Raw genomic sequence first — 15,806 nt, 5'->3', positions numbered from 1 at the left:
GTGATCCATGGTCAGTCGGTTCTCCACCACCCGGTTCCGCTCGGTGGCCACCACCCTCGCGGTCGCCCTGACGCTGTTCCTGGGCGCAGCGGCCGGTTGTGACAGTCAGAAGGAGCCGGAACTGCCCTCGGTGCAGGAGAAGCTCCGCGAGTCGCACGTCTGGGAACAGAACGTGCTGCGGATCGGTGTGGCGGTCAACGAGCCGCTGATGGGCGACGTACGCGACGGCGGACACGTCGGCTTCGACGTCGAGATCGCCCGCTACGTCGCCGCCTCGCTCGGCTTCGAGGGCGACCAGCGGATCGAGTTCGTGTCGGTCTCCACCGAGGACCGGATCCCCGCCCTCCAGGGCGGCATAGTCGACCTGGTGGTGTCCAGCTTCTCCATCACCGAGGAGCGCAAGAAGGAGGTCAGCTTCGCCGGGCCGTACCTGGTGACCACACAGGAGGTGATGGTCCCGAGCCGGCACCGGGACACCATCCGGACCATCGAGGACCTGCGGAACCCGAAGTTCCAGATCTGCACCAGCGGTGGCTCCACCACCGAGGCGGAGCTGGAACAGCACCAGGTACGCGCGGTGGTGGTGAAGGACGTCGGCGACTGCGTCGAGGGCATCCTGGACGGCCGGTACGACGCCGTCAGCTCGGACGAGACGATCCTCGCCGGCTTCGTGGCCCGGTATCCGACGGAGTTCGAGATCGTCGACATGCCCTTCGGCACCAGCGAACTGCTCGGCATCGGCGTGCCCATCGGCGACCCCGCGCTGCGCGACCTGGTGGCGTACTTCCTCGACAAGAGCTACCGCCAGGGTCGCAACGGGGAGATCAGCCCGTGGCAGGTCGCGTACAACCGGACGCTCGGTCCGTGGCTGCGGACGGAGAAGCGGCAACCGCAGCCCCTCGACGTGCCCCGACTGGTCGACTTCGACGACAAGGTGCCGGGCCGATGAGCACGCCGGCGGCGACCACCGGCAACGCCCCGGACGCCGACCGGCCGGTGCCGTCCCAGGTGACGCCCTCCGAGCCGGCGGTGCCGCCACGGGACGCTCCCGCCAGGCAGGACGGGCCTGCCACGTCGGAGGGGCCCGCGGACGTCGGCGGGGACCGGACCGAGCGCCGAGCGCGGTCCAGCCAGTCGTTCTGGACGGCGGTGGTCGGCGTACCGGCGATCTTCTCGGTGCTCCGCCTCGGCGTCGAGGCCGGCGGCGAGTTGCAGACCACGTTGCTGCTGGTGGCGAACGTGGGACCGGTCAACATGCTGGCCGGCTTCCTCACCACGGCGGCCCGCCTGCTCTGCACCGCGCTGGTCGCGGTCTTCGCGCTCGGCGGAGTGCTCGCGGCCAGCCGGGAGGCCACCGCCCGCCGCTCGCTCTTCGCCCGCTGGATGGACGTCACACCGAGCTGGTTCATCGCGGCGAGCTTCCTGATGGCCCTGCTCACCTGGCCGCTGCTGTACCTCCCGCTGCTGCTGCCCACCCTGGCGGCGGCGTTCGGGCTCACGGCGGTCCGGCTGCACGAGCGCCCGGCGGTCCGCATCCTGATGATCACTGCGGCGTACGCGGGCTACCTGTGGCTGCTCCTGCCGACGCTGCGCGACGCGTGGCGGCAGGCCGAGCCGCTGCCGATCGCGCTGCTGGTGGTGCCGCCGCTGCTGGCGATCTTCGTCGCCGGGCCGCTGCCCCGGGTGGTGCTCCGGGCCTTCGCCCCGCTGAGTCAGGCCGCCGTGCTGGTGGTGCTGGTCTGGGCGGCGCTGCCGGTGATCAGCACACCGGTACTGCCGCTCACCGTGACCACCGTCGGCGACTCCGCCGAGGCCACCGAGGAGATCCGGGGGCACGTGGTGACCACCGACGACGTGCACACGGTGATCCTCCAGGACCGGGGCGGCGTCCGGTACGTGCCCGTCGACCACGTACGCGAACAGGTGCTCTGCCCCTCCGAGGAGGAGCTGCCCCGCTACCGGCTCTGGATCCACGACTTCCACATCGAGGACTCACTGCTGGAAGGGCTGGGCCGGCGGGTACGCCCGGTGCACCGGGTGGACGCCGCCTGCCGGTGAGCGCCCACCCGCCCCGGGCTCAGTACGACTTGTCCTGGCCGAGCACGTGCTGGGCGACGAAGTTGAGGATCATCTCGCGGCTGACCGGGGCGATACGACCGGCCCGTACCGCCCCGAGCAGCGTGGCCACGCCGTACTCGGTGGTCATGCCGGCACCGCCGAGCGCCTGCACGGCGGTGTCGACCGCGAGCGCGGCGGCCTCACCGGAGGCGTACTTGGCCATGTTGGCGGAGATGCCGGCCTCCAGGTCACGTCCCGCGTCGTAGAGCGTCGCCGCCTTCTGGATCATCAACCGGGCCAGCTCCACCTGCACCGCCGCATGGGCCAGGGGATGCGACACGCCCTGGTGCGTGCCGATGGTCCGACCGCCCCAGACCGTGCGGGTCGCGGTGTACTCCGAGGCGCGCTCGATGGCGTACCGGCCGGTGCCGGCGCCCATCGCGGCGACGGTGATGCGTTCCGGGTTGAGCCCGGAGAACAACGCCGGCAGTCCGGCGTCGAGCGACTCGCCGACCAGCGCGTCGGCGGGCAGCCGGACCTCGTCCAGGTAGAGCAGGAACTGGTTCTCCGGGGAGAGGATCTCCATGTCCAGCTTGGACCGGGTCAACCCGGGCGCGTCGGTCGGCACGATGAACAGGGCCGGCTTCAGCCGCTGCCCGGCACCGTCGGTGGTGGTGTCGTCCCCGGCGCGGGCCACCACGAGGACGTGCCCGGCCTCGTCGACGCCGGAGATGTAGCACTTGCGACCGGAGAGGACCCAGTCGTCGCCGTCGCGACGGGCGACGGTGCCGAGGCGGTGGAAGTTGGACCCGGCCTCCGGCTCGGTGATCGCGAAGACGATCTTCTGGGAGCCGTCGGCCAGACCGGGCAGATGGCGTTTGCGCTGGTCCTCGGTGCCGTGCCGGGCGATGATGGTGGCCGCGATGGCGGGGGAGACCACCAGCAGCAGCAACGGGCAGCCGGCGGCGGCCAGTTCCTCGCAGACGATGGCCAGATCGGTGATGCCGCCGCCCCCGCCGCCGTACTCGGTGGGGATGTTGACGCCGAGGTAGCCGAGCCGGCCGGCCTCGTGCCACAGCTCGGTGGTGTGCTCGCCGGCCTTGGCCTTATCCACGAAGTAGCGGTGGCCGTACCGCCGGCCCAGCGACCGGACCGCGTCGCGGAGCTGCTCCTGTTCCGGGCTGAGGTCGAAGTTCATGACGATGCCTCCTCGGTGGGGGTGACCACGGCCAGCACCGCACCCGTGTCGACTTGGCCGCCGGCCGCGACCGGCAGCTCGGTGACCACGCCGTCGGTCGGGGCGAGCACGGGGTGTTCCAACTTCATCGCTTCCAGGGTCAGCAGCAGGTCACCGGCGGCCACCCGCCGGCCGACCTCCACGTGGACCCGGGCCACCGCCCCGGGCAGCGGGGCGAGCAGCGACCCGGCGGTCAGCTCCGCACCGGGCGCCGGGAAGCGCGGCAGCTCGGTCAGGCTCGCCGCGCCGTCCGGGCCGTCCACGAAGATCGACGCACCGACCAGGTGCACCCGGTACGCCCGGCGCACCCCGTCGACGTCGAGCACCACCCGTTCCGGGCCCGCCTCGACCAGCGTGACCTCCGGCGACTCGCTCTCCGGCGACGTCGACCACTCGGCGATGCCGCCGTCGCGGTCCAGCCGGTACCGGACCTCGACCTCCCCGTCCGGGCCGGAGAAGTGGGCGACTTGCGGGAAGGCGGGCACGTTGCGCCACCCCGAGGGCAGCCCGGCCAGCACCGGCGCGGCGGCACGGCGGGCCGCCGCGGAGGCGAGCGCGGCGGCGAGCGCGACCAGGGGCACCTCGCCGGGCGGCAGCAGCGGGGCGAAGACCCCGGGATGCCGGTCCAGGAAGCCGGTGTCGACCTCCGTCGCGCCGAACTCCCGACTCCGCAGCACCCGGACCAGCAGGTCCCGGTTGGTGGCCACGCCGTGCAACTCGGCCCGCGCCAGCGCGGCGGCCAGCGTACGGGCCGCCTCGGCGCGGGTGGGCGCCCAGGCGATCACCTTGGCCAGCATCGAGTCGTAGTGCACCTGCACCGCCGAGCCGTCCCGCACGCCCGAGTCGAGCCGCAGCCCACGCGTCGGAACGAACTCGCCGACCACCTCGGGGACCGTGAACCGGTGCAGGGTGCCGGTGGCCGGCAGGAAACCCTGGGCCGGATCCTCGGCGCAGAGCCGTACCTCGATCGCGTGGCCCTCGGCCGGCGGCGTCACCGTCAGCGGCAGCGGCTCGCCCTCGGCGACCAGCAGTTGCAGCCGGACCAGGTCCAGCCCGGTGACCGCCTCGGTGACCGGATGTTCCACCTGGAGACGGGTGTTCATCTCCAGGAAGTGGAAGTCGCCCTCCGGGGCGAGCAGGAACTCCACCGTGCCCGCGCCGACGTAGTCGACGGCCCGGCCGGCGGCCACCGCCGCCGCGTGCAGCCGGTCCCGCAGCTCCGGGGCGAGCACCGCCGGAGCCTCCTCGACGATCTTCTGGTGCCGGCGCTGGATCGAACAGTCCCGTTCCCCGAGCGCCAGCACGGTGCCGTGCCGGTCCCCGACGATCTGCACCTCGACGTGGCGGCCCCGCTCGACGTACCGCTCGATGAAGACCGTGCCGTCGCCGAACGCCGACGCCGCCTCGCGGCCCGCGCCCGCCACCGCCTCGGCGAGACCGTCGGCGTCCCGGACGATCCGCATGCCGCGACCGCCACCACCGGCGGACGCCTTCACCAGCACCGGGAAGTCGGTGACCTGGGCGGCGTCGGTCCAGGAGGGCAGCATCGGCACGCCCGCCTCGGCGAGCAACGCCTTGGCGGCCAGCTTGTCGCCCATCGCGGCGATCGCCTTCGCCGACGGGCCGACCCAGGTCAACCCGGCGTCGGTCACCGCCGCCGCGACGTCGGCGTTCTCGGCGAGGAAACCGTAGCCCGGGTGCACGGCGTCCGCGCCGGACCGCCGGGCCGCCGCCAGGATCAGGTCGATCCGCAGGTACGTCTCGGCGGGCGTGTTCCCCGGCAGGCGTACCGCCCGATCGGCCTCGGTGACGAAGGGCGCGTCGGCGTCCGCGTCGGAGTGCACGGCGACCGTCTCGACGCCGAGCACCCGACAGGTGGCGATGATCCGGCGGGCGATCTCGCCCCGGTTGGCGACCAGAAGCCTGGTGATCATGGCAGCAGAGCCTTTCTCGCGCTCATCGGGCTGGTCTTTCGTTCGCGACTGCGGGACTCCGCTGCGCTGCGTTCCTCGCGCTCACGGGGGTTCACATCCGGAAGACGCCGAAGCCGGCGGCACCGCGTACCGGCGCGTTGTGCACGGCCGACAGGCAGAGCCCGAGGACGGTACGGGTGTCCCGGGGGTCGATCACCCCGTCGTCGTAGAGCCGTCCGGAGAGGAACAGCGCGCCGGACTGGGACTCGATCTGCTGCTCGACCATCATCCGCATGGCGGCGTCGGAGTCCTCGTCGAACTCCTGGCCCCGGGCGGCGGCGGCCTGCCGGGCCACGATGGAGAGCACGCCGGCCAACTGGGCCGGGCCCATCACCGCGGACTTCGCGTTCGGCCAGGTGAACAGGAACCTCGGCTCGTACGCCCGGCCGCACATGCCGTAGTTTCCGGCCCCGTACGAGGCGCCCAGGTTGACCGTCAGGTGCGGCACCGTCGAGTTCGACACCGCATTGATCATCAGCGCGCCGTGCTTGATGATGCCGCGCTGCTCGTACTCGGTGCCGACCATGTAGCCGGTGGTGTTCTGCAGGAAGATCAACGGTGTGTCGGCGGCGTTGGCGAGCTGGATGAACTGCGTCGCCTTCTGCGCCTCCTCGCTGAACAGCACCCCCCGGGCGTTCGCCAGCACGCCGACCGGGAACCCGTGCAGCTCGCCCCACCCGGTGACCAGGGCCGTGCCGTACGCCGGTTTGAACTCGTCGAACTCGCTGCCGTCGAGCAGCCGGGCGAGCACCTCACGTGGATCGAACGGCACCTTCAGGTCGGCGCTGACGATGCCGAGCAACTCCTCCGGGTCGTGCCGGGGCGGGCGCGGGTGCGGCGTACGCGGCCCCGGCCCCTGCTTGCGCCAGTTCAGCCGGCGGACACACTGCCGGGCCAGCCGGATGCCGTCCCGCTCGTCGGCGGCGAGGAAGTCGGCCAGGCCGCTACGGGTGGCGTGCATCGCCGCACCACCGAGCGACTCGTCGTCGGCGTCCTCCCCGGTGGCCATCTTCACCAGCGGCGGCCCGGCCAGATAGACCTGCGAACGCTCCCGGATCATGATGGTGAAGTCCGACATCCCGGGCACGTACGCGCCACCGGCGGTGGCGTTGCCGAAGACCACGCTGACCGTCGGGATCTTCTCGGCCGAGAGTCGGGTCAGGTCACGGAACACCCGGCCGCCCGGGATGAAGATCTCCGCCTGGGTGGGCAGGTCCGCGCCGGCCGACTCGACCAGGTTGACCATCGGCAGCCGATTGGCCAGCGCGATCTCCCCGGCCCGCCGGGTCTTCGCCAGCGACCACGGGTTCACCGCACCGCCGCGTACGGTCGGGTCGTTCGCCACGATCATGCACTCGACGCCCTCGACCACCCCGATCCCGGTCACCACGCTGGCCCCGACCGGGAAGTCCGTGCCGTACGCGGCCACCGGCGACAGCTCCAGGAACGGGCCGTCCCGGTCCAGCAGCAGCTCGATGCGCTCGCGCGGCAGCAGCTTCCCGCGTGCGCGGTGGCGGGTCACGTACTTCTCGCCACCACCGGCACGTGCCTGGTCGAGCGCGGCGTCCAGCTCGGCGATCCGGTCCCGCAACGCCTCCCGGTTGGCCCGGTGGGGCGGTGAGGTGAGGTCGACCGTGCTCTCCAACGTGGTCATAGACCGATGCCCTTCGCGACGATCTCGTTCATGATCTCGGTGGTGCCGCCCCCGATGCCGAGGATCCGGGCGTCCCGGTAGTGCCGCTCCACCTCGGCGTCGCGCAGGTAGCCGAACCCGCCGTGCAGTTGCAGGGCCTGGTCGACCACCCAGTCGCTCGCCGCCACGGCCACGTTCTTGGCCATCGCCACCTCGGTCACCACCGGCTCCCCGGCGACGACCCGGGCGGCCACCTCGTGCACGTACGCGCGGGCGGCCTCGGCGCGGGTGTGCATCTCGGCCAGCCGGTGCCGGACCACCTGTCGACCGACCAGCGGACGACCGAACGTGGACCGGTCCCGGCACCAGCGCACGCTCAACTCGACGCAGCGCTGCGCGATCGCGTACGCCTGGGTGGCCAGGGAGAGCCGCTCGGCGGCGAAATGCTGCATGATCGCGAGAAAGGCGGTGCCCTCCTCACCGATCCGGTTCGTCACCGGGACGCGTACGTCGACGAAGGAGAGTTCGGCGGTGTCCGAGCAGTGCCAGCCGAGCTTCTCCAGCCGACGCCCCACGGTGAACCCGGGCGCGCCCTTCTCGATCACCAGCAGGCTCAACTCGCCGCCGCCCGGTGGGCCGGTGCGGACCGCCGTGGTCACGAAGTCCGCCCGGACACCGCTGGTGATGTACGTCTTCGCACCGTTGACGACGTACTGGTCGCCGTCGCGGCGGGCGTGGGTGCGGATCCCGGCGACGTCGGAACCGGTCTCCGGCTCGGTGACGGCGAGCGCGCCGATCGTGGTGCCGGCGAGCGTCGGTCGGACGTACCGGTCGACCAGGTCGTCATCGGCCGGCGTGCGCGGCACCGGTGGCCCGGCCGCGCCCGGGAGCGTGCCGCCGAGCCGACCGCCGGCTGCGGCGACCATGTGCGGCAGCGCGATGCCGTGTGTGAACAGGGCCGCGACCAGCCCCGACGAGCCGCCGGCGCGGATGATCTCCTCGGTGACGACGATCGAGTCGAGCAGGTCGCCGCCGCTGCCGCCGACCGACTCCGGAAAGCCGACGCCGAGCAGCCCGGTCCGCGCGGCGGTGACGTGCAGCGCGCGGGGCACCTCGCCGGCCCTCTCCCAGTCGGCCAGGTACGGCAGCACCTCCCGGGTCACGAAGGCCCGGGTCAGTTCGCGCAACTGACGCCGCTCCGGCGTGTCCACGATGGTCATCCCGCCGACCTCCCGGTGGGGGCCGGACCCGTGGGCAACTCCGCCGGCAGGTCGACCAGCCGGGCGCGGAGCAGCTCACCGAGCGCCTTGGCCTGTGGGTCGAAACGGGTCGAACCGGCCACCCCTGGTCCGAGCAGCCCCTCGATCACGAAGTTGACCGCCCGCAGGTTCGGCAGTTCGTAGCGCCGCACGGTCAGCGGGGCGGTCTCCGGCAGCAACTCGGCGAGCCGGGCCACGGTCAGCCACCCGCGCAGCCAGGCCCACGTCGCGTCGGTACGCGCCCACACGCCGAGGTTCGCGTCCCCGCCCTTGTCGCCCGAGCGCGCCCCGACCAACTCCCCGAGCGGTGCCCGCCGCGTCCCCGCCCTCAGGTGTAAGGAAGGGTCCCCTGCTATCGCCTGGTGTCGTACAGGGGACCCCTCCTTACGTCGCACCGGGGGTGGGGGGATGGTGCGTCGGGTGCCGTCGGGCAGTACGGCGACGTGGGTGACCGCGTCCTGGGGCACGGTGTCGGTGGTGAAGACGCCGTACGGGGTGGCGTCGCCGGGCAGCGTGGTCAGCGTGCAGCCGGGATAGGAGGCCAGTGCCAGCTCCACCGCCGCCGCCGAGAACGCCCGTCCGGCCCGCGTCCTGTCACCGTCCCGCAGGTGTACGTGCAGCAGCGCACTCGCCACCTCGGTGTCGGTCGCGTCCGGGTGGTCGGTACGGGCCACCTGGAACTCCAGCCCGTCGGTGCCGACCGCCGCCTCCAGTTGCGTCCGGACCAGGGCCGCCTTCGCCTCGATGTCCAGCCCGCAGAGCACGAACGTCATCGAGTTGCGGAAGCCGCCGAGGTTGTTGACGCCCACCTTGAGCGTCTCCGGCGGTGGCGTGCCCCGGACACCGGAGACGCGTACCCGGTCCGGCCCGTCCTGGCGCAGCGCGACCGTGTCCAGCCGGGTCACCACGTCCGGCCCGAGGTACGCGGGCCCGGCCACCTCGTACAACAGTTGGGCGGTGACCGTCTCCACGGTGACCGCGCCGCCGGTGCCGGGATGCTTGGTGAGCACCGACGAACCGTCGCGGCGCAGCTCGGTGACGGGGAAGCCGGGCCGGTGGCCGCCGTCGGGCAGCTCGGTGAAGAAGCTGTAGTTGCCGCCGGTGACCTGGGCCCCGCACTCGATCAGGTGCCCGGCGACGGTGGCGCCGGCCAGCGCGTCCAGGTCGTCGTGCGTCCAGCCGAAGTGGGCCACGGCCGGGCCGACCACCAGGGAGGCGTCGGTGACCCGGCCGGTCACCACCACGTCCGCCCCGGCGTCGAGGCAGGCGGCGATACCGAACGCCCCGAGGTACGCGTTCGCGGTGAGCGCGTCCGGGCGGGCCAGGGTGTCGCCCTCGACGTACCCGACCCGCACGGGCAGCCCGAGTCGCTCCGCGAGGGCACGGATCGCGGCGGCCAGCCCCGCCGGGTGGAGTCCACCGGCGTTGGTGACCAGCGCGACCCGGCGGTCCAGCGCGGTGCCGAGGCATCCTTCGAGCTGCCGCAGGAACGTCTTCGCGTACCCGAGGTCGGGGTCGCGCATCCGGTCCCGGCCGAGGATCAGCATGGTCAACTCGGCCAGGTAGTCGCCGGTCAGTACGTCCAGTTCGCCGCCGTCGAGCATCTCCCTCCAGGCGGAGAACCGGTCACCGTAGAAGCCGGACGCGTTGCCTACCCGCAGCACGTCATCCGTGCGTGGCCGCCGGTCGGGCGCGCTCACGCGCGGGCTCCGGCACGGTCGTCGCCCGGCGACCGGGGCGTGGGGGCCGGGCCGGGTGGGCCGGCGAACGCCTGCGCCACGTCCAGCCACGCGTCGGCCACCGGTCCGTCGGCCACCAGGGCGGTGTCGGCCCGGTGCCGGCGTCGGGTCACCAGCAGGCAGAAGTCGCGCGCCGCGCCGGTGACCCGGTCGCCCGCGTCCGGCGGGCCGAAGGCCCAGGTGTCGCCGGTAGGCGCCAGCAGCTCGACCCGGACCGGCGCCGTCGGCACCGCCCGGCCGTGCGCGGCGAAGCTGTGCCCGACTGTCCGGGAGCCCAGGTACGCGATGTGCCGTAGCCGGGCGGTGGCGGGCCGGGACACACCCAGCGCGTCGGCCACGTCCTCGCCGTGCGCCCAGGTCTCCATGATCCGTGCGGTGGCCATCGAGGCGGGCGACATCCGGGTGCCGTACCAGGGCAGCTTCTGTCCGGCCGGTGCGGCGGCGAGCGACGCCGCGAGCGTGCGGCGGCCGTCCCGCCAGCGGTTCAGCAGCGCGTCCGGCGGGGCGAGGAACGCTTCCGCCCCGGCGTCGACCAGACGGGCCGGGTCCGGCGCGGCGGCGACCGAGGCGTGGAACGCGTCCGGGTCGGTCGCGGCCAGGTGGGACACGTGGTCGGTCCAGGCCAGGTGGGCGATCTGGTGGGCGACGGTCCAGCCCGCTGCCGGGGTGGGGCGCTCCCACTCCGTCGCGGGCAGGGTCGCGACGAGCGCGTCGAGCTGCGCGGACTCGGCGGCCAGATCCGTGAGGAGTACGGCCAGGTCGACCATGGTGCCTCCGGTGGGAATCAGTCCCGCTCGCCTTCCGGCAGGTCGTCGGCGGGGGTGAGCAGGGTGGTGAACTGGTGTTTCCAGGCGTGGAGCAGGGCGGCCCGGCGGGCCGAGTCGTCGCTGAGCAGGTTGGCCACCCCGAGGCCCCGGAGCAGGTCGAGGGTGGCCTGCACCGCCTCGCGTACGCCCGGCCGTCGCTCGTCCACGCCGAGCAGCTCGACGGTCAGGCGGTGCATCTCGCGCCCGACCCGGGTCTCCAGCGGCAGCAACGCGGCACGCAGTTCGGCGTCGGTGCGGGCGGCCACCCAGAGTTCGAGGGCGGCCGCGAAGAGCGGCCCGGTGAAGGCGGCGGCGAGCAGGTCGACCACCCGGTCCAGCCGGCGGGGGCCGGCCGGCAGTGCCTCCGCCTCGGCCCGCAGCTCGGCCGCCCGGCGTTCGGTGAGGTGTGCCACGGCGGCGGTGACCAGGGCGGCCCGGGTCGGGTAGTGGTGCAGTTGGGCGCCTCGGGAGACTCCGGCCCGGGCCGCCACGACCGTGGTCGTGGTGCCGGACCAGCCATGCTCGACCAGGCACTCGACGGTCGCCTCCAGCAGCCGAGCCCGGGTGGCACGGCTGCGCTGTTGCTGAGGGACGCGGGTCGATGCGGGAGGCACGGGCACAGCCTGCCGCCCGGAAAACAAACAGTCAAGACTGACTTTTTTCAGGACGCTGTGCCGCACGAGTCGGTCACCGAACCCGAACCCGACCCCGCCCGGCCGGACACGACTCTGCCCGGACAAGGCCCCGTCCGGCCACGATGCCGCCTGGACACGGCCGCCCGGACACGACACCGCCCGGCCGCGAGTGGCGGCCGGGCGGTGTCGGGAGCAGGGGTGTCAGACCCGGGCGCGGCGTGCCAGGCGCTCCGGGTCGAGGATGATGATGCTCTTGCCGTCCAACCGGAGCCAGCCCCGCGAGGCGAAGTCGGCCAACGCCTTGTTGACCGTCTCGCGGGAGGCGCCGACGAGCTGGGCGATCTCCTCCTGGGTCAGGTCGTGCGTCACCCGCAGCACGCCACCGTCCCGGGTGCCGAAGCGGCCCGCCATCTGGAGCAGGTTCTTGGCGACCCGGCCGGGTACGTCGGTGAAGATCAGGTCGGCGAGGGCGTCGTTGGTCCGGCGCAGCCGGCGGGCGAGCACGCGCAGCAGCTGCTCGGCGATCTCCGGCCGGTTGTTCAGCCACGGACGCAGCGCCTGCTTGCGCAGTCGGGCCAGGCGGCTGTCGGTCACCGCGGTGGCGGTCGCCGTACGCGGACCCGGGTCGAAGAGCGACAGCTCGCCGACCATGTCCGACGGCCCCATCACCGCGATCAGGTTCTGCCGGCCGTCCGCCGCTCGGCGACCCACCTTGATCTTGCCGGACAGCAGGATGTAGAGACTGTCGCCGGGCTCGCCCTCGTTGAACACGACCTCGCCCTTGCGGACCTCGATCGTCTCCATCTCCTTGGCGAGCGCCTCGGCAGCCTCCGGGTCGACTCCCTGGAAGATCCCGCTGCGGGCCAGTACCTCGTCCATCGCGCACCTCCGGTTGCGCGTGCCGTCTGTCGGCCGGGCCGCCGTCCGCTGATCCCTCGCGCGCCGCCCAGTCTAGGCGCACGTGAGCAGGAATCAGAGGTGCACCCCTGGAATCTTGATCGTTGGGCGTAACCTTCCCGTGTCGGTCGCCCGGTACCATCGCTCGCCCGCGCGGGCCGCCGACGACCGGCAGGGCCGTCGGCCGTAGGGTCACGGCGTGTTGAGTGAGCCGCAGGTGACCACCCGACACGAGGACGGAAGGGACATTCCGCTACTCGTGTGGCGCGCCGTGCGGCCGTTGCGGACGGTCGGCACCGGCCCGCTCGGCGGCGGGCTCGGCGTACGGCGGTGGGTGTTGAACGCGACCGTGCCGATGTCGTACGACCGGGACGACCCCGCCGACCACCTGGCCGGCATGGCCCGGCGGCTCGGCCTCGACGGACCCGGGGTGGGGTTGCTGACCGGTGTCGACGTGACCGAGGTGATCGCTCGGGTCGACACCGGCGTGCAGGTCTGGGCCACCGTCGGCCTGGGTACCCCGGTGCCGGCGGCGGCACCCGACGTGGCGGCCCCGGCCCAGCGGGTCGGCACGGTCAACATCGTGGTGTACGTCCCGGCCCGGCTCGGCGACGCGGCCCTGGTCAACGCGGTGGCCACGGCGACCGAGGCGAAGGCGCAGGCGATCGCGGACCTCGGGCTGCCCGGCACCGGCACCCCGACGGACGCGGTCACCGTGCTCTGCCCACCGGACGGGCCGGTCAGTGCGTACGGCGGCCCGCGCTCGACCTGGGGAGCGCCGCTGGCCCGCGCGGTGCACGCCGCGGTGTCGGCGGTCGGCACCGACACCGTCGTCCCATGGTCGGATCGGCTCCAGGGCTGAATCCTCCACCCGATCGGCCGTCGTCGCGGCGTTTCCCGCCCGGTATGGTCGCCCCCGATGTATGCTCGCGCCCCCCTCGCGTCGCGTCCACGCCGCCGTGCCTCCACGGCGTCGCGTCCGCGCCCCCACGCCGCTCTCGCGGCGCGTCCACGCCGTTCCCTGGCCGCGCTCGGTGCGCTGCTCGCCATGCTGCTGTTCGCCGGTTGTGCCGATCTCGGTCAGGAGCCGGTCTGGCAGCCGGGCGCGGGCGGTGGGACCGGTGGGCCGGTCGAGTCGACCCCGCCCAAGGTCAAGACCATTTCGCTCTCCGCCACCGGTGACATCGTGATGGGCAACGCGCCCAACCGGCTGCCGCCCGACGGCGGGAAGGGCTTCTTCGACTCGGTCAAGAAGGCGATCTCCGCCGACGTGGCGATGGGCAACCTGGAAGAGCCGTTGACGGTGGACACCGGCACCGGCAAGTGCGGGGCCGACTCCACCCGGTGCTTCCAGTTCCGCGCGCCGCCGGAGTACGCCGCGCACCTCGCCGACGCCGGGTTCGACCTGCTCAACCAGGCCAACAACCACGGCTACGACTTCGGGCCCAAGGGGTACGAGAACACCCAGAAGGCGCTGGAGGAGCACGACCTGGCGCACACCGGCGCGCCCGACCAGATCACGGTGGTCGAGGCCGACGGCGTCAAGGTCGCGGTGGCCGGCTTCTCGTCGTACCGCTGGTCGAACAGCCTGGTCGACATCCCGTCCGCGAAGAAGGTCGTCGAGAAGGCCGCCACGATGGCCGACATCGTCGTGGTGCAGGTGCACATGGGGGCCGAGGGTTCGGAGATGACCCGTACCCGCCCGGGCACCGAGATGTTCCTCGGCGAGAACCGGGGCGACCCGATCAAGTTCTCCCGCGCGATGATCGACTCCGGCGCCGACCTGATCGTCGGCCACGGCCCGCACGTGCTGCGGGGCATGGAGTTCTACAAGGGCCGACTGATCGCGTACAGCCTGGGCAACTTCGCCGGGGGCGGCGGCATGCTCAGCAACAACGGCCGCCTCGGCTGGGGCGGGGTGCTCAAGGTGACCCTCGAACCGGACGGCACCTGGTCCGGCGGGTCGTTCGTCTCGACGTACATGAACGGCATCGGCAAGCCGACCACGGACCCGGACGACCGGGGCCTCGGCCTGCTCCGTGAACTCACCAAGCTCGACTTCCCGGAGACCGGCGCCCAGTTCACCAAGGCGGGCAAGATCAGTCCGCCGGACGAGGGCTGATCGCCGGTCCGAGACGTGTGGGCCGACCGGAGCGTCGGCGCGGCGACGTAGGCTGGCCGTCGTGACCAGAAGCGCCACCGAGACCGACCTCGGTCGTACGCGTCGGGCGCGGCGGATCGGCCGCGTGCTGACCGAGACACATCCCGACGCCCACTGTGAGCTGAACCACGGCAACGCGCTGGAGTTGGCCGTCGCCACCATCCTCTCGGCCCAGTGCACCGACAAGAAGGTCAACGAGGTCACGCCGAAGCTCTTCGCCCGGTATCCGAGCGCCTCCGACTACGCCGGGGCGAACCGGGACGAGATGGAGGAGCTGATCCGGCCGACCGGCTTCTACCGCAACAAGACCAGCTCGCTGATCCACCTCGGTCAGGCCCTCGTCGAGCGGTACGACGGCCAGGTCCCGGGGCGGTTGGCCGACCTGGTGACCCTGCCCGGGATCGGCCGCAAGACCGCCAACGTCATCCTCGGCAACGCCTTCGACGTGCCCGGCATCACCGTCGACACGCACTTCCAGCGGTTGGTCCAGCGCTGGCGACTGACCGCCGAGACCGACCCGGTCAAGATCGAGCACGCCATCGGGGCGATGTATCCCAAGCGCGACTGGACCATGCTGTCGCACCGGATCATCTTCCACGGCCGACGGGTCTGCCATGCCCGCAAGCCCGCCTGCGGCGCGTGCACGCTGGCGAAGCTCTGCCCGTCGTACGGCACCGGCCCGACCGAGGCAGCCGCCGCCGCGAAGCTGCTCAAGGGCCCCCGGGCCCGTGACCTGGCCGTCGCCGCCGGAGTCGACCCCGACCTGGTGCCGGTGCAGGCGGTCCGGGCGGAGGCGCCGTGATCCGCCGACTGGCCCTGATGTCCCTGCCGCTGCTGCTGCTCGGCACCGTGGCGTGTACGCCCGAGACCGACCGGCCCGCCGCCACCGGGGCGGACACGAGCACCAGCCGGCCGTCGCCGTTCGAGGAGTGCACCTCCCTCGTCGCCGAGCCCGGCGCGGTGGACACCGGCACCCCGCAGGGTGATCGGCTGCCCGAGCTGACCCTCACCTGCTTCACCGGTGGCACCCCGGTCGCGCTGCGCGACATCCCCGGCCCGGCCGTGATCAACATCTGGGCCTCCTGGTGCCCGCCCTGCCGCAAGGAACTGCCCGCCTTCCAGCGGCTCAGCGAGCAGACCGAGGGACGACTGCGGGTCGTCGGGGTGAACACCCAGGACAGTCGCAGCGCCGCGCAGTCCGTCGGCGAGGACTTCGGCGTGCGGTTCCCGATGCTGTTCGACCAGGGTAAGGCGTTCCAGCGGGCGCTGGAACGCACCGCGTTCCCGATGACGGTGTTCGTCGGCGCCGACGGCGGTGTCCGGCACATCGACACCTCCGGTGCCCTGGACGACGCCGGCCTCGCCGACCTCGTCCGGCAGCACCTCGACATCGTGGTACCGGCGTGAG

Annotated in this window: 14 protein-coding genes; 6 read left to right on the top strand and 8 right to left on the bottom strand. The window is 72.8% G+C overall.

What is annotated here, in order from left to right:
• Positions 1-7 precede the first annotated feature (7 nt).
• Positions 8-949: a transporter substrate-binding domain-containing protein gene (locus HUT12_RS30580; protein WP_131054424.1), complete on the top strand. Its 942-nt coding sequence runs from the start codon at positions 8-10 to the stop codon at positions 947-949.
• On the top strand, positions 946-2,058 hold the full coding sequence (locus HUT12_RS30575) for a hypothetical protein (RefSeq protein WP_176095445.1): 1,113 nt from the start codon (positions 946-948) through the stop codon (positions 2,056-2,058). Before HUT12_RS30580 ends, HUT12_RS30575 begins: the two co-directional genes overlap by 4 nt.
• Before the next feature lie 19 nt (positions 2,059-2,077).
• Here the strand turns inward: HUT12_RS30575 and HUT12_RS30570 are convergent, their stop codons facing one another.
• The 8 genes from HUT12_RS30570 to HUT12_RS30535 all read right to left on the bottom strand — a co-directional run bounded on the left by HUT12_RS30570 (position 2,078) and on the right by HUT12_RS30535 (position 12,219).
• Entirely contained in the window at positions 2,078-3,256 is a 1,179-nt protein-coding gene (locus HUT12_RS30570; RefSeq protein WP_176095444.1) for an acyl-CoA dehydrogenase family protein, read from the bottom strand.
• Positions 3,253-5,229 carry a biotin carboxylase N-terminal domain-containing protein gene (locus tag HUT12_RS30565; protein WP_176095443.1) on the bottom strand — a complete coding sequence of 659 codons (1,977 nt, stop codon included), beginning with the start codon at positions 5,227-5,229 and terminating at the stop codon, positions 3,253-3,255. The genes HUT12_RS30570 and HUT12_RS30565 overlap by 4 nt, the downstream gene beginning before the upstream one ends.
• A gap of 91 nt (positions 5,230-5,320) precedes the next feature.
• Positions 5,321-6,922, bottom strand: a complete 1,602-nt coding sequence (locus HUT12_RS30560) for an acyl-CoA carboxylase subunit beta (RefSeq protein ID WP_176095442.1) — start codon at positions 6,920-6,922, stop codon at positions 5,321-5,323.
• Positions 6,919-8,121 (bottom strand): acyl-CoA dehydrogenase family protein, encoded by a 1,203-nt coding sequence (locus HUT12_RS30555; RefSeq protein ID WP_176095441.1) that lies wholly within the window; start codon positions 8,119-8,121, stop codon positions 6,919-6,921. The genes HUT12_RS30560 and HUT12_RS30555 overlap by 4 nt, the downstream gene beginning before the upstream one ends.
• On the bottom strand, positions 8,118-9,860 hold the full coding sequence (locus HUT12_RS30550) for an acyclic terpene utilization AtuA family protein (RefSeq protein WP_176095440.1): 1,743 nt from the start codon (positions 9,858-9,860) through the stop codon (positions 8,118-8,120). Before HUT12_RS30550 ends, HUT12_RS30555 begins: the two co-directional genes overlap by 4 nt.
• On the bottom strand, positions 9,857-10,666 hold the full coding sequence (locus HUT12_RS30545; protein ID WP_176095439.1) for a TIGR03084 family metal-binding protein: 810 nt from the start codon (positions 10,664-10,666) through the stop codon (positions 9,857-9,859). The genes HUT12_RS30550 and HUT12_RS30545 overlap by 4 nt, the downstream gene beginning before the upstream one ends.
• A 17-nt stretch (positions 10,667-10,683) precedes the next feature.
• Positions 10,684-11,319, bottom strand: a complete 636-nt coding sequence (locus HUT12_RS30540) for a TetR/AcrR family transcriptional regulator (RefSeq protein ID WP_176095438.1) — start codon at positions 11,317-11,319, stop codon at positions 10,684-10,686.
• Positions 11,320-11,541: 222 nt separating this feature from the next.
• Positions 11,542-12,219: a Crp/Fnr family transcriptional regulator gene (locus HUT12_RS30535; RefSeq protein WP_013736306.1), complete on the bottom strand. Its 678-nt coding sequence runs from the start codon at positions 12,217-12,219 to the stop codon at positions 11,542-11,544.
• 217 nt (positions 12,220-12,436) lie between these two features.
• Between HUT12_RS30535 and HUT12_RS30530 the strand changes: the two genes are divergently transcribed.
• The 4 genes from HUT12_RS30530 (at position 12,437) to HUT12_RS30515 (ending at position 15,805) form a co-directional block, all read left to right on the top strand.
• Positions 12,437-13,099, top strand: coding sequence for an adenosylcobinamide amidohydrolase (locus HUT12_RS30530; RefSeq protein ID WP_176095437.1), 663 nt, complete (start codon positions 12,437-12,439; stop codon positions 13,097-13,099).
• 186 nt (positions 13,100-13,285) lie between these two features.
• A complete protein-coding gene (locus tag HUT12_RS30525) occupies positions 13,286-14,359 on the top strand; it encodes a CapA family protein (RefSeq protein ID WP_254877093.1) in 1,074 nt (357 codons plus the stop codon).
• A gap of 61 nt (positions 14,360-14,420) precedes the next feature.
• A complete protein-coding gene (nth, locus tag HUT12_RS30520; RefSeq protein WP_176095435.1) occupies positions 14,421-15,200 on the top strand; it encodes an endonuclease III in 780 nt (259 codons plus the stop codon).
• Complete coding sequence (locus HUT12_RS30515) at positions 15,197-15,805, top strand: TlpA disulfide reductase family protein (RefSeq protein ID WP_254876997.1); 609 nt, start codon at positions 15,197-15,199, stop codon at positions 15,803-15,805. The genes nth and HUT12_RS30515 overlap by 4 nt, the downstream gene beginning before the upstream one ends.
• The last annotated feature ends 1 nt before the right edge of the window (position 15,806 follow it).

The sequence above is a fragment of the Verrucosispora sp. NA02020 genome, from assembly GCF_013364215.1.
Taxonomy (GTDB): Bacteria; Actinomycetota; Actinomycetes; order Mycobacteriales; family Micromonosporaceae; genus Micromonospora.
The sequence above is the reverse complement of the archived record's forward strand: the minus strand, read 5'-3'. Positions and strand labels throughout refer to the sequence as shown.

What these genes read in the sequence shown, in the direction of transcription:
- HUT12_RS30580 (WP_131054424.1), top strand. Translation starts at nt 8, where the DNA reads ATGGTCAGTCGGTTCTCCACCACCCGGTTCCGCTCGGTGGCCACCACC.
- HUT12_RS30575 (WP_176095445.1), top strand. Translation starts at nt 946, where the DNA reads ATGAGCACGCCGGCGGCGACCACCGGCAACGCCCCGGACGCCGACCGG.
- HUT12_RS30570 (WP_176095444.1), bottom strand. Translation starts at nt 3,256, where the DNA reads ATGAACTTCGACCTCAGCCCGGAACAGGAGCAGCTCCGCGACGCGGTC.
- HUT12_RS30565 (WP_176095443.1), bottom strand. Translation starts at nt 5,229, where the DNA reads ATGATCACCAGGCTTCTGGTCGCCAACCGGGGCGAGATCGCCCGCCGG.
- HUT12_RS30560 (WP_176095442.1), bottom strand. Translation starts at nt 6,922, where the DNA reads ATGACCACGTTGGAGAGCACGGTCGACCTCACCTCACCGCCCCACCGG.
- HUT12_RS30555 (WP_176095441.1), bottom strand. Translation starts at nt 8,121, where the DNA reads ATGACCATCGTGGACACGCCGGAGCGGCGTCAGTTGCGCGAACTGACC.
- HUT12_RS30545 (WP_176095439.1), bottom strand. Translation starts at nt 10,666, where the DNA reads ATGGTCGACCTGGCCGTACTCCTCACGGATCTGGCCGCCGAGTCCGCG.
- HUT12_RS30535 (WP_013736306.1), bottom strand. Translation starts at nt 12,219, where the DNA reads ATGGACGAGGTACTGGCCCGCAGCGGGATCTTCCAGGGAGTCGACCCG.
- HUT12_RS30525 (WP_254877093.1), top strand. Translation starts at nt 13,286, where the DNA reads ATGCTGCTGTTCGCCGGTTGTGCCGATCTCGGTCAGGAGCCGGTCTGG.